The organism is Marinobacter sp. CP1 (assembly GCF_001266795.1).
Classification (GTDB): domain Bacteria; phylum Pseudomonadota; class Gammaproteobacteria; order Pseudomonadales; family Oleiphilaceae; genus Marinobacter; species Marinobacter flavimaris.
In genome coordinates, this window is sequence record NZ_CP011929.1 from 3,628,643 (window position 1) to 3,641,524 (window position 12,882).

The window sequence follows — 12,882 nt, forward strand, 5'->3', positions numbered from 1 at the left end:
ACACGTGTCGGCACGTTATCCCAGGGTGCCTGCTCCTGCTTTTAAAGGAGTCAGGTTGGGGTAATCGGATACGTGGAGGACTAACCCGAAGCTAAAAAGGTAACTATCATGGCTCAGGTAAATATGCGTGACCTGCTTAAGGCAGGTGCTCACTTCGGTCACCAGACCCGCTACTGGAACCCGAAAATGTCGAAGTTCATCTTCGGCGCCCGTAACAAGATTCATATCATCAACCTTGAGCAGACTGTTCCTGCCATGAACGACGCGCTGAAGTTTGTTCAGCAGTTGGCGGAGAACAAGAACAAGATCCTGTTCGTTGGTACCAAGCGTGCCGCGGCCAAGATCATCAAGGAAGAAGCCGAGCGTGCCGGTCAGCCGTTCGTTAACCACCGCTGGCTCGGTGGCATGCTGACCAACTACAAGACCATCCGTCAGTCTATCCGTCGCTACCGTGACCTGGAAACCCAGAGTCAGGACGGTACTTTTGACAAGCTGACCAAGAAAGAAGCACTGGATCGTACCCGTGAAATGGACCGCCTTGAGCGCTCCATTGGTGGTATCAAGGACATGGGCGGCCTGCCGGACGCGATGTTCGTGATTGATGTTGACCACGAGCGTATCGCCATCAAGGAAGCCAACAAGCTTGGTATTCCTGTTATCGGTGTTGTCGATACCAACAGTGATCCGGACGGTGTTGATTACGTGATCCCGGGCAACGATGACGCCATTCGCGCGATTCAGATTTACGTGAAAGCCGTTGCTGATACCTGCATGGAAGCAGCCCAGTCTGCTGGTGCCGGCGCTGACGAGTTTGTTGAAGTCAGCGAAGACGCGGAAGGCGCTGCTCCAGCCGCTGAGTGACGCTTTATCTTCACGTTTGAGATGTAAGGTATGCCCGGGGTTGCTTCGGGCATACCTCCCCACCGAATTCGGAACAGTTGAGAGGATTGAACATGGCTGCAATTACCGCTGCAATGGTCAAAGAGCTGCGTGAGCGTACCGGCCTTGGCATGATGGAGTGCAAGAAAGCACTCGTTGAAGCCGAAGGCAGTGTTGACGCTGCAATCGAAGAGCTGCGTAAGTCTTCCGGTCTGAAGGCGGCCAAGAAAGCCGGCCGTACCGCCGCTGAAGGCGCTTCACTGATCAAGATTTCTGACGACAACACCGTTGCCTACATTCTGGAAGTGAATTCCGAGACTGACTTTGTTGCTCGCGATGACAACTTCCTGAACTTTGCCAACGAGGTTCTCGGCGTTGCTTTTGAGAAGGGCGAAACCGACGTAGCCAAGCTGATGGAAGGCGATCTGGAATCCAAGCGTGAAGCGCTGGTTCAGAAAATCGGCGAGAACATTACTGTTCGTCGTGTCGTCAAGGTTGAAGGCCCGGTTGTTGGTGGATACGTTCACAGCAACAACAAGATCGCTTCGGTTGTCGCCCTGACTGCCGGTGATCCTGAAGTTGCCCGTGACATCGCCATGCACGCAGCTGCCGTTAACCCGCGTGTCGGCAAGCCGGAAGATATGCCGGCTGAAGAACTCGAAAGAGAGAAGGATGTGATCAAGGCCCAGCCGGATATGGAAGGCAAGCCTGCCGAGATCGTCGAAAAGATGATGGGTGGCCGCATCAAGAAGTTCCTCAAGGAGAACAGCCTTGTTGAGCAGCCTTTCGTCAAGAACCCGGACCAGACCGTGGGCGAGCTGATCAAGTCCAACGGCGGCGAGCTGGTTGGCTTCGTTCGCCTGGAAGTGGGTGAAGGCATTGAGAAGGAAGAAGTGGACTTTGCTGCCGAGGTTGCTGCTGCAGCCGGCACAGGCAAGGCCTGATCCTTCGTTCGATGCAGCGGGCTTTGAGCCACTGTATCACCTGAGTCTGCCACGTTAGCCGGGAATTCCCGGCTCTCGTGGCGGGCTTGTATCTGAGATACCCCTTTTTATGAGGAGTATGTCAGATACAAGCCTGCAAAGGGTACCACGCCGGATAGCAGCCAACAGACGACAAGGGGATCATCATGCCGACATCATCGAAAACCCAGCCCAGATACAAGCGTGTTCTGCTCAAACTCAGTGGCGAGGCCCTGATGGGAGAGCACGATTTCGGTATTGATCCCAAAGTTCTTGACCGCATGGCACTGGAAATCGGTGCGCTGATTGGCATCGGCGTGCAGGTTGGCCTGGTGATTGGCGGCGGCAATCTGTTCCGTGGCGCAGCCCTGAATGCGGCCGGCATGGATCGGGTTACCGGTGATCATATGGGCATGCTGGCCACCGTGATGAACGGTCTGGCCATGCGTGATGCCCTGGAACGTTCGAACATCCGGACCCGTGTGATGTCCGCGATCCCCATGAGCGGCATCGTGGAGCATTACGACCGCCGTCGCGCGGTACGGGATCTGAAGGATGGCGATGTCGTGATCTTCTGCGCCGGTACCGGTAACCCTTTCTTCACGACCGATTCCGCTGCATGTCTGCGTGGCATTGAGATCGAGGCCGACGCGGTGCTGAAGGCGACGAAAGTGGATGGCGTATACTCAGCGGATCCGCACCTCGACAGCAGTGCAGAGAAATACGACTACCTCACCTATGATGAGGTTCTGGACAAGAAACTGGGTGTGATGGATTTGACAGCCATCTGTCTCGCCCGTGACCACGGCATGCCGCTGCGGGTGTTCGATATGAACCGTGCCGGCGCCCTTACTCGCATCGTAACTGGCGAGAAAGAAGGTACACTGATCGAATGAATCGCTGTCCCGGCCCCACAGGATCGTGGCGCCAGATTACAGAATGACATGACGAACGAATTGAGGATGCTGAAGTGATCAACGACATCAAAGCAGAAGCCGAAAAGAAAATGAAAAAGAGCCTGGAGTCCCTTAACTCCGCGTTCAACAAGATCCGCACCGGCCGTGCCCACCCCTCTATCCTGGATAGTGTCATGGTGAACTACTACGGCCAGGAGACGCCGCTGAAGCAGGTGGCTAGCGTCAACGTCGAGGATAACCGCACGCTGACGGTCTCTCCCTGGGAGAAAAACCTGATGCCGACCATCGAGAAAGCTATCATGGCATCAGACCTTGGCCTGAACCCGGCGACCAGCGGCGATATCATCCGTATCCCGATGCCCATGCTGACAGAAGAAACCCGTAAGGAAATGGTTAAGCAGGCAAAAGCAGACGCCGAGCACGGTCGTGTTTCCATCCGTAATGCGCGTCGCGACGCGAACAGCATGATCAAGGATCTGCTCAAGGAAAAGGAAATCACCGAAGACGACGAGCGCAAGGGCGAGGACGATATCCAGAAGCTGACCGACCGCTACATTGCAGAAGTCGAGAAGATGCTCAAGGCCAAAGAAGAAGACCTGATGGCGGTTTAACCGTCCGGACCTACTTGCAAGCGAATTGAAAGGCCGAAGCACCGAGGCGCTCCGGCCGCACAGGGGATTTCATGACGGGAACTGTATCCGCAGAGATTCCGGTGTCGGCAGACAGTCGGCCCCGGCATGTGGCCATCATCATGGACGGGAACAATCGATGGGCCAAGGCCCGTCGGCTCAAGGGAGTGGCTGGGCACAAGGCCGGTGTCGATGCGGTCAGGGCAGTGGTGGAAACCTGTGCCCGTGAAGGCGTGGAAGTGCTCACGCTGTTTGCCTTTTCCAGCGAGAACTGGCGCCGGCCCAAGGACGAAGTGTCCGCGCTCATGAAGCTGTTCCTGTTCGCCCTTGAGCGCGAGGTTCGCAAACTTCACCGGAACGATATCCGCCTGCGCATTATCGGTGATCGGTCAGCGTTCAGCGCTTCACTGCGTGAACACATGGCGGCGGCTGAAGAGCTGACCCGCAATAACTCCCGGATGACCCTGGTAATTGCCGCCAACTATGGTGGTCACTGGGATATCACGCAGGCCACACGCAAGGTGGCCGAGCAGGTCCGTTCCGGGCAGTTGGCACCCTCTGACATCACCGATGACCTGATTCAGCAGCACCTCAGCATCGGTGACCTGCCAATGCCGGACCTGATGATTCGTACCGCAGGCGAGCAAAGAATCAGCAATTTCATGCTTTGGCACCTGGCTTACACAGAGCTTTACTTTTCACCGGTGTATTGGCCTGACTTCCAGCAGGAAGAGATGCTCAAGGCCCTGCAGGCCTATGCCGGCCGACAGCGTCGCTTTGGCCAGACTGATGATCAGATAGCGGCCAAGGCTGTACAACAATAACGAACGATAGCGACGTCAACCGTGTTAAAAACCCGAATTATCACCGCACTGATCCTCGCTCCTATCGCCATTGGCGGGATCTTTTTCCTCCCGCCCCTGGGTTTTGCGCTCTTTACCGGCGCCATCATTACCCTGGGCGCCTGGGAGTGGGCGAATATGTCCGGTATTGAGAGTCCTGCCGGTCGGGTTGGCTACGCACTGGCCACCGCTATCCTTCTTTACGGTCTGCTGAACGTTCCGTTTGTGGCAGTCCTCTGGTTATCGTTGCTCTGGTGGGGCGTGTGCTTTCTTCTGGTTCGCAGTTATCCCGCCGGCTCCGAAAAATGGGGCAGTCTCCCCGCAAGAGCCGTCATGGGGCTGTTCGTTCTGGTGCCGGCGTGGGTGGGCCTTAATCACCTGCGAACCGGCGGTTTCCAGTTTGGTGACAGTACCAACAACCTGCTGCTCATCCTCTACGTATTCTGTGTGGTGTGGGTTGCCGATATCGGTGCTTACTTCGCCGGTCGGGCGTTTGGTAAGGCAAAATTGGCGCCCCGTGTCAGTCCTGGCAAATCATGGGCGGGCGTTTGGGGCGGCCTGATGGCCGTCGGGGTTTTTGCCCTGGTTGTCAGCTGGCTGGCTTCGGCGGGGACGGTTCAGACCTCGCTGCTAATTGTTGCCAGCCTCGCCACGGGTCTTGTTTCAGTGTTGGGCGATCTGCTGGAAAGCATGCTCAAGAGGCACCGTGGCATCAAGGACAGTAGCCAGCTTTTGCCGGGGCACGGCGGTATCATGGACCGGATTGACAGCCTGACGGCCGCCATTCCGGTATTTGCGCTGATCATTACCCAACTTGGTTGGCTGACAACCGGGCACTGGTGAGCATGGAAACCCGTCATATCAGTATACTCGGGGCTACGGGCTCCATCGGTCTCAGCACTCTTGATGTTATTCGACGTCACCCGGAGCGTTTCTCGGTCTACGCGCTGACCGCCAGCACCCGCGCTGAAGAGCTCGCCGTACTGTGCCGGGAATTCCGTCCCAGGGTGGCTGTTATGGCCGATCCCGAAGCTGCCGGTGTGCTCTCGGAGTTACTGACTGATCTGCCGGATATTGAAGTGCTCGCTGGTTTGGAAGGGCTGTGCGAAGTGGCGTCCACGCCGGCTGTTGATACGGTGATGGCTGCTATTGTCGGGGCGGCGGGGCTATCGCCAACGCTTTCAGCGGTGCGGTCAGGGAAGCGTGTATTACTTGCCAATAAAGAAGCCCTTGTTATGTCCGGGAAGTTGTTTATGGATGCCGTGGCCGAGGCCGGGGCGGAACTCCTGCCGATCGACTCCGAACACAACGCCATTTTCCAGTGCATGCCGGCGGACAAGATACGGGATCCTGCCGGTGCCGGTATCACGCGTATACTGCTGACGGCCTCCGGCGGCCCCTTCCGCGAGCACTCCGCCGAGGACCTGCGGTCGGTAACGCCGGCGCAGGCCTGTGCCCATCCGAACTGGTCCATGGGGCAGAAGATTTCCGTGGATTCTGCGACCTTGATGAACAAAGGCCTTGAGCTGATTGAAGCCTGCTGGCTGTTCAATACAACACCGCAGAAAGTCGAGGTGCATGTTCACCCCGAGAGCATTGTTCACTCCATGGTTGAGTATGCGGACGGCTCTGTGTTGGCCCAGCTTGGCAGCCCGGATATGAAAACGCCGATTGCCAATGGCCTGGCCTGGCCGGAGCGTATTGACGCTGGTGTCCCGCCTCTGGACCTGTTCGCGATCGGCCGCTTTCACTTTGAGCGGCCAGATCTGGTGCGCTTCCCCTGCCTGCGCCTGGCTGCCGAAGCGTTTGAGGCGGGTGGCACTGCCCCGGCGGTTCTTAATGCCGCCAATGAAGTGGCTGTTGCCGCTTTTCTTGAGGGTAGCCTGTGTTTTTCGGATATCCCCGTTATCATAGAGCGAACGCTCGCTGTGACCGCCGTTGAGCCAGCCGACAACTTTGACGTTATCTTCGCCAAGGATAAAGAAGCACGGGCTTGTGCACGGGAACAGATAGGTCTGTTAACTGTCTGATAGTCGCAGCAGAATGCTGCCCGGCTGAAGCCATTCAATCAGGAACGCTATGCAGATTATTGAAACCGTCCTCGCACTTGCGCTTACCCTGGGCATCCTGGTGACCCTTCACGAATACGGTCATTTCTGGGTTGCCCGGCGTTGTGGCGTAAAGGTACTTCGCTTTTCCGTGGGTTTCGGGAAACCGATGTTTTCCTGGTACGACAAGCATGGGACCGAGTTTGCCGTCGCCGCCATTCCTCTGGGCGGCTATGTAAAAATGCTGGATGAGCGGGAAGGGCCAGTTCCTGAGGAGCTGAGAGATCAGGCCTTTACCTCCAAGCCTCCGGGCCAGCGTATTGCCATCGCGGCGGCAGGCCCCGTGGCAAATTTCATTTTCGCGATTTTTGCCTACTGGCTGTTGAGCGTGGTCGGCGTTACCCACGTTGCCCCGATTGTCGGGCAGATTGCCGATGAGAGCGTGGCTGAGCGGGTAGGTCTGCAGGAAGGCATGGAAATTCATGCTGTGGACGGCCATCGGGTCAGTTCCTGGCGTGATGTGAATATGCGTATTCTGGAGCGGACCGGCGAGCACGGTCTGATTTCCATGGAGGTGTCGGAAGATGGCGCGCGCGGCACAGTCAGCGGCGAGCTTTCCGGTTGGGGCCTGAGTGACGATACCCCCAATCCGTTAGCCGAGTTCGGCATTACGCCATGGCGCCCGGCTGTTCCGCCGGTATTGGGGCAGATTTCCGATGGTGGCCGAGCTCAGGCTGCCGGCCTGCAGCCCGGGGATCGCATTGTGGCCGTGGACGGCGAGCCGATCAGTAGCTGGTTTGAGCTGGTCGAGTTTATTCGCAATGCCCCGGAGCAGACACTTCAGGTAACCATCGAGCGTAATGGTGCGGAACAATCCGTCAGCGTGACACCGGAAGCGAAGACTCAGGAAAGTGGTGAGTCAATCGGTTTTGTCGGTGCCGGTGTGGAAGCTATCTCATGGCCAGAAGAGGTGCTGCGTGATGTCAGCTACGGCCCATTCGCCGCCGTTCCGGTCGCCCTCAGCGAAACCTGGGCGGATACCCGCTTGACACTGGTGGCCATCAAGAAGATGGTCACCGGCCTGTTGTCACCCACCAACCTCAGTGGACCAATTACCATTGCCCGGGTTGCTGAAGCCAGTGTCAGTTCCGGGTTCGAAGACTTCGTGCGTTTTCTTGCCTATCTCAGCGTGAGTCTGGGCATTCTGAATCTTTTACCTGTGCCGGTTCTTGATGGTGGTCATATCGTCTATTACACCATCGAAGCCCTCCGTGGAAAGCCGCTTTCCGAGCAGGCTCAGGCGTTTGGATTACGAATTGGTATGGCAATGATCCTCACATTAATGGTGTTTGCTCTTTACAACGACCTGATGCGGTTGTGAGAATTGCGAGCTCCTTACGCGCATTAACCAGGCGAAATATTTGAATGAGACGTTCTCTTCTAGGTGTAGCCGTTGGCCTCGCTGTGGCTGTGTCCGGCCTGAAGCCAGCACTTGCTGATCAGTTCACGGTGGCGGATATTGAGGTGGAAGGCTTGCAGAGGGTATCTGCGGGTACCGTGTTTTCCGCGTTCCCTGTCAATATTGGCGAGCAGGTGGACGAGACCGAGCTGGCTGATGCGATCAAGTCGCTGTTCCGGACCGGTCTTTTCACCGACATCGAGGCCAGCCGGGATGCCGGCGTACTCATCCTGACGGTGCGCGAACGTCCCTCCATCAGTGATATCGAGATTGAGGGTAACAAGAACATCGAAACCGAGATGTTGATGGACGCGCTGGCGGGTGCCGGGCTCCAGGAAGGGCAGGTTTTCCGGCGCGCAACCCTTGAGCGTCTTGAGCTGGAAATCCTGCGCTCCTACATTGCCCAGGGGCGCTACAACGCCCGGGTAAAGGCAACGGCCGAGGAGCTGCCCAGAAACCGCGTTGCGATTCGCCTGGATATCAACGAGGGGTCGGTCGCTGCGATCCACCATATCAACCTGATCGGCAACAAGGACTTCAGTGACGAAGAACTGCAAGAGCTGTTCGAGCTGCAGACCACGAGCTGGTGGAACTCAATTACAAACTCGGACAAGTACGCGAGAGAGCGCCTGAGTGGCGACCTTGAATCGCTGCGGTCGTTCTATCTTGACCGTGGTTATCTGGATTTCAACGTCGAGTCCAGCCAGGTATCCATTTCGCCTGACAAACAAAAAGTCTTCATCGCGATTGCCCTGAATGAGGGGCCTCAGTACACCATTTCCGAGATTAACCTTCGTGGTGAGCTGATCGTGGGTGAAGAGGAGCTGCGATCGCTGATTCCTGTTGAGGAGGGCGACGTATTCTCCCGATCCCGCATGACGGCAATTTCCGAATCCCTGGCATTCCGGCTCGGAAGGGAAGGCTACGCCTTCGCCAACGTCAATGCCGTCCCCGAGCCGGGAGAAAACAACACAGCCGCCGTCACCTTCTTTGTTGAACCGGGCAAACGGGCCTATGTGCGACGGATCAATTTCGAGGGCAACGTGTCGACTCGTGACGACGTTCTCCGCCAGGAAATGACGCAGATGGAAAGGGGCGTGGCTTCTTCGGATCGTATCGACTTCTCCAAGACCAGACTGGAGCGTCTCGGCTTCTTCGAGATGGTGAATGTTGAGACGGTACCAGTTCCGGGCACCGACGATCTGGTTGATGTGAACTACTCCGTGGCAGAACAGCCGACGGGCAGTCTTTCCGCTTCCGTCGGTTTCTCGCAGCAGTCCGGGGTGATTCTTGGCGCCAACGTGTCCGAGAATAATTTTTTCGGTACCGGGAAGCGCGTCTCTTTCGGTGTCAACGTGAGTAATTTTGTCAAAAGCGCAAACGTCTCCTACCTGGACCCTTACTACACGGTTGACGGCGTAAGCCGTGGCTACAGTCTTTTTGCCCGGCAAACCGATTATGAGGAAGAGTATATCTCCGCCTTCCTGCTGGACGAATATGGCGGCCGTATCACCTTCGGTTATCCCACGGACAATATCACCCGTTTGAACTTTGGGGCCGGGTTTACCCAGTCCAATCTTAAGGAAGGCCGGTTCACCTCACAGGAGGTCATTCAGTTCATTGATGAGGAAGGGGATTCGTTCAATAACTTCTTCCTCTTCGGCAGCTGGCGCCGCAGTACTTTCAACCGGGGTGTTCTGCCCAGTGATGGCCATAGCCAGTCGTTGTCGCTTGACGTAGCAGTGCCGGGCAGCGATCTGACCTTTTACAAGGTGACACACAAGACCGATTTCTACTATCCGGTGACTGACGATAATCGCTGGATCTTACGGGCGCGTTCAGAGATCGGTTATGGTGATGGTTACGGAGATCGGACCCAGATGCCGTTTTACGAGTACTTCTATACAGGGGGCTACGGATCGGTTCGGGGGTACCGGGCCAACTCCTTGGGTCTCCTTGCTACGAACAACGTCAACGACCTCTCACGCCCGGATCCGTTCGGCGGTAACCTGCTCACTGAAGGTGGTGTTGAGCTGATATTCCCCACGCCCTTTGCCGGTGATACCCGCTCCATGAGAACGGCGTTTTTTCTGGACGCAGGTCAGGTGTTCGACACTGCGCGCGGTTTCGATCCGGAACTGAGCGAAATCAGAATGTCCGCCGGTATTGGCTTCCAGTGGATTACCGCTGTTGGCCCGCTGGCCTTCAGTCTGGCGAAGCCGCTGAACGACAAGCCGGGTGATGACACCCAGGTATTCCAGTTCTCGCTGGGCCAGACCTTCTAGCGCATGGATAATAACAACCTACGGATGAAAATCAGGAGAAAACCAATGTCCCGATTCATGTTGATATTCGCCGCCATGGTTATGGCGTTTTCATTCCCGGCCATGGCTGAAACCCGAATTGGTGTGGTCGACCTGCGTCAGGCACTGTTCTCTTCAGACGATGCCAGGACCTTCAGCGAATCCCTCCAGAAGGATTTTACGGGCGATGAGGCCCGGGTGCGCGAAGCTCAGGAAGAGGCCCGCAAGCTCCAGGAGCGCCTGGAGAAAGACGGTGCCATGATGAATGAGAGCGAGCGCAACAAGCTGGCCGGTGAGTTCCAGGAAAAGGTAAAAGAGTTCAACTTCCTGAAGCAACGGCTCGATTCAACGGTGAATCAGCGTAAGCAGGCATTTCTGGAGCAGGCCCGTCCCGAGGTGGACGCGGCGGTCAAGGAGCTTCTTGAAGAGAACAATCTCGATCTGATCCTGCCCAGCGAAGCTGTTGTCTATGTGAAGCCTGAAATGAACCTGACCTCTCAGCTTCTTGAAAAACTGAACCGTTAATCTGTGACGGGCACCCCGGTGCCCTGATCGTTGCTTGGGAGCACGCAATGACAGAAAGGTCCTATCGCCTTGGGGATATTGCCAATGCCCTGGGTGCGGAGCTACGGGGTGATCCTGATGTGAAGGTATCTGGCCTTGCGACCTTGCAGGCCGCCGGGCCCGACCAGATCAGTTTCCTTGCCAATCCGTCCTACGGTAAATACCTGGCAGATACGCGCGCCTCGGCTGTTATTGTCTCGCCAGCGTCGGCCAAAGATGCTCCGACCAACGTCCTGTTACTGGACAATCCTTATCTCGGATATGCTCAACTGAGCCACTGGTTTGATCCTGCCCCTGTTGCTACCCCCGGTGTTCACGCAACTGCAGTGGTGGATCCCTCTGCGTCCATTGCGGAGGACGCATGCATTGGCCCCAACGTGGTAGTGGAAGCGGAAGCGGAGATCGGCGAGAAAGTCGTTGTTGGAGCAGGCTCCGTTATTGGCGCCCGCGCCAGCATCGGATCCCGCACGCTGATTCGACCGAGGGTAACGCTGGCCCACGATGTGGTCGTTGGTGAGCGTTGTCACATCCTCAGCGGCGCCGTTATTGGCTCCGACGGTTTTGGCTTCGCCAATGAGAAGGGCGTATGGCATCGTATCGCGCAACTCGGTCGGGTTGTGCTCGGAAATGATGTAGAAGTGGGTGCAAACACCACCATTGATCGCGGTGCACTGGACGACACGGTGATTGGCAACGGTGTAAAGCTCGATAACCTGATCCAGATTGCCCATAACGTTCGCATCGGTGATCACAGCGCCATGGCGGCCATGGTTGGTATTGCCGGAAGTACTCGTATTGGTCGGCATTGCGTGTTTGGTGGCGCCTCGGGCGTGGCCGGCCATCTCGAGATTGCGGATCAGGTCCATCTGACAGGTATGACTCTGGTGACCGGGGATATCCGTGAGCCCGGAGTCTATTCATCTGGCACCAGCGCCGATACCAACCGTCAGTGGCGCAAGAATGCTGTGCGCTTCCGGCAACTGGATGCGCTGGCGCGACGGGTCAAAGAACTGGAAAAGAAATTAGAGGGCTGAGGCCGATCAACATGATGAACATCGACGAAATTCTGGAATACCTGCCGCACCGATACCCGTTTTTGCTGGTGGATCGGGTAACGGAGGTCGAAAAAGGAAAATCGATCAAGGGCTACAAGAATATTTCGTTCAACGAGTCATTCTTTCAGGGCCACTTCCCGAACAACCCGATCATGCCGGGTGTCCTGATTATCGAAGCCATGGCCCAGCTCTCGGGCATTCTCGGTTTTGTGACTGTGGGCCGGAAACCTTCTGACGGCGTGGTACAATACCTCGCCGGCTCGAGCAAGGCACGGTTCAAGCGCCCGGTTTTGCCGGGAGATCAACTGTGCATGGAGTCGGAACTTATCTCCGGTAAACGGGGTATTTACAAATTCGAGTGTCGCGCCCTGGTCGACGGTGAAGTCGTCTGCGTGGCAGAGATTCTGACCGCTGAGAGAGAAGTTTGATGGCGACAAATGACTGGTCGGGTGTCCATCCTCAGGCGATTGTAGACCCGTCAGCCAGGCTCGGGGACAACGTTACAGTCGGGCCCTGGAGCTACATTGGCCCCGATGTGGAAATCGGCGAGGGTACCGAGATCCTGTCCCACGTGGTGGTCAAGGGGCCGACGGTTATCGGCCGGAATAACCGTATTTTCCAGTTCTCCAGTATCGGCGAGGAATGCCAGGACAAGAAATACGCGGGCGAGCCAACCACACTGGTGATTGGCGACAACAACGTGATTCGCGAGAATTGCACGGTTCATCGGGGCACGGTCCAGGACCGGGGTGAAACCCGTATCGGCAGTGGCAATCTTTTGATGGCGTACGTGCATGTCGCTCATGACTGTATCGTCGGTGACAACACCATTCTGGCCAATTGTGCCACCCTGGCGGGCCATGTTTCGGTCGGCGATTTCGCGATTCTGGGCGGTGGTACCATGGTGCACCAGTTCTGTCATATTGGTCCCCACAGCATGGCGGCCGGTGGCAGCATCGTACTCAAGGACATTCCGGCTTATGTGATGGCGAGCGGTCAGTCCGCCCAGCCACACGGCATGAACGTGGAAGGTCTCAAGCGCCGTGGTTTCAGCAAGGATGTCTTGCTGGCTTTACGCCGCGCCTACAAGGTGATCTATCGCCAGGGGCTGACAACCGAACAGGCCGTCGAAGAGCTTGAGAAGTCCTATTCCGATGTTGCAGAAATACGTCCCCTCATTGACTCCCTGCGTGGAGCTCACCGCGGCATCATCCGCTAACCCGG

At 56.7% G+C, this 12,882-nt stretch carries 13 protein-coding genes; all 13 read left to right on the forward strand.

Annotation, left to right across the window (positions count from 1 at the left end):
• The first annotated feature begins 108 nt into the window (after positions 1-108).
• Entirely contained in the window at positions 109-861 is a 753-nt protein-coding gene (rpsB, locus tag ACP86_RS16710) for a 30S ribosomal protein S2 (RefSeq protein ID WP_008170383.1), read from the forward strand.
• A 92-nt stretch (positions 862-953) separates the two neighbouring features.
• Entirely contained in the window at positions 954-1,823 is an 870-nt protein-coding gene (gene tsf, locus ACP86_RS16715) for a translation elongation factor Ts (protein WP_053114834.1), read from the forward strand.
• Positions 1,824-2,008: 185 nt separating this feature from the next.
• Complete coding sequence (gene pyrH, locus ACP86_RS16720; RefSeq protein WP_008170379.1) at positions 2,009-2,737, forward strand: UMP kinase; 729 nt, start codon at positions 2,009-2,011, stop codon at positions 2,735-2,737.
• Between the two features lie 74 nt (positions 2,738-2,811).
• On the forward strand, positions 2,812-3,369 hold the full coding sequence (gene frr, locus ACP86_RS16725; protein ID WP_008170376.1) for a ribosome recycling factor: 558 nt from the start codon (positions 2,812-2,814) through the stop codon (positions 3,367-3,369).
• 71 nt (positions 3,370-3,440) lie between these two features.
• Positions 3,441-4,211 carry a polyprenyl diphosphate synthase gene (gene uppS / locus ACP86_RS16730; protein WP_053114835.1) on the forward strand — a complete coding sequence of 257 codons (771 nt, stop codon included), beginning with the start codon at positions 3,441-3,443 and terminating at the stop codon, positions 4,209-4,211.
• A gap of 21 nt (positions 4,212-4,232) precedes the next feature.
• A complete protein-coding gene (locus ACP86_RS16735; protein ID WP_053114836.1) occupies positions 4,233-5,072 on the forward strand; it encodes a phosphatidate cytidylyltransferase in 840 nt (279 codons plus the stop codon).
• A gap of 2 nt (positions 5,073-5,074) precedes the next feature.
• Entirely contained in the window at positions 5,075-6,259 is a 1,185-nt protein-coding gene (gene ispC, locus ACP86_RS16740; RefSeq protein ID WP_053114837.1) for a 1-deoxy-D-xylulose-5-phosphate reductoisomerase, read from the forward strand.
• Positions 6,260-6,308: 49 nt separating this feature from the next.
• Positions 6,309-7,658, forward strand: coding sequence for an RIP metalloprotease RseP (gene rseP, locus ACP86_RS16745; RefSeq protein ID WP_053114838.1), 1,350 nt, complete (start codon positions 6,309-6,311; stop codon positions 7,656-7,658).
• A 44-nt stretch (positions 7,659-7,702) separates the two neighbouring features.
• Positions 7,703-10,021, forward strand: coding sequence for an outer membrane protein assembly factor BamA (gene bamA / locus ACP86_RS16750; RefSeq protein ID WP_053114839.1), 2,319 nt, complete (start codon positions 7,703-7,705; stop codon positions 10,019-10,021).
• Between the two features lie 45 nt (positions 10,022-10,066).
• Complete coding sequence (locus tag ACP86_RS16755; RefSeq protein WP_008170367.1) at positions 10,067-10,564, forward strand: OmpH family outer membrane protein; 498 nt, start codon at positions 10,067-10,069, stop codon at positions 10,562-10,564.
• Positions 10,565-10,611: 47 nt separating this feature from the next.
• On the forward strand, positions 10,612-11,637 hold the full coding sequence (gene lpxD / locus ACP86_RS16760; RefSeq protein WP_014576637.1) for a UDP-3-O-(3-hydroxymyristoyl)glucosamine N-acyltransferase: 1,026 nt from the start codon (positions 10,612-10,614) through the stop codon (positions 11,635-11,637).
• An 11-nt stretch (positions 11,638-11,648) separates the two neighbouring features.
• Entirely contained in the window at positions 11,649-12,086 is a 438-nt protein-coding gene (fabZ, locus tag ACP86_RS16765) for a 3-hydroxyacyl-ACP dehydratase FabZ (protein ID WP_008170365.1), read from the forward strand.
• Complete coding sequence (gene lpxA / locus ACP86_RS16770; RefSeq protein ID WP_008170364.1) at positions 12,086-12,877, forward strand: acyl-ACP--UDP-N-acetylglucosamine O-acyltransferase; 792 nt, start codon at positions 12,086-12,088, stop codon at positions 12,875-12,877. Before fabZ ends, lpxA begins: the two co-directional genes overlap by 1 nt.
• Positions 12,878-12,882: the final 5 nt, after the last annotated feature.

Bases quoted from the DNA above. Each gene is read 5' to 3' on its own strand.
- rpsB (WP_008170383.1), top strand. From the start codon at position 109: ATGGCTCAGGTAAATATGCGTGACCTGCTTAAGGCAGGTGCTCACTTC.
- tsf (WP_053114834.1), top strand. From the start codon at position 954: ATGGCTGCAATTACCGCTGCAATGGTCAAAGAGCTGCGTGAGCGTACC.
- pyrH (WP_008170379.1), top strand. From the start codon at position 2,009: ATGCCGACATCATCGAAAACCCAGCCCAGATACAAGCGTGTTCTGCTC.
- uppS (WP_053114835.1), top strand. From the start codon at position 3,441: ATGACGGGAACTGTATCCGCAGAGATTCCGGTGTCGGCAGACAGTCGG.
- ispC (WP_053114837.1), top strand. From the start codon at position 5,075: ATGGAAACCCGTCATATCAGTATACTCGGGGCTACGGGCTCCATCGGT.
- rseP (WP_053114838.1), top strand. From the start codon at position 6,309: ATGCAGATTATTGAAACCGTCCTCGCACTTGCGCTTACCCTGGGCATC.
- bamA (WP_053114839.1), top strand. From the start codon at position 7,703: ATGAGACGTTCTCTTCTAGGTGTAGCCGTTGGCCTCGCTGTGGCTGTG.
- ACP86_RS16755 (WP_008170367.1), top strand. From the start codon at position 10,067: ATGTCCCGATTCATGTTGATATTCGCCGCCATGGTTATGGCGTTTTCA.
- lpxD (WP_014576637.1), top strand. From the start codon at position 10,612: ATGACAGAAAGGTCCTATCGCCTTGGGGATATTGCCAATGCCCTGGGT.
- fabZ (WP_008170365.1), top strand. From the start codon at position 11,649: ATGATGAACATCGACGAAATTCTGGAATACCTGCCGCACCGATACCCG.
- lpxA (WP_008170364.1), top strand. From the start codon at position 12,086: ATGGCGACAAATGACTGGTCGGGTGTCCATCCTCAGGCGATTGTAGAC.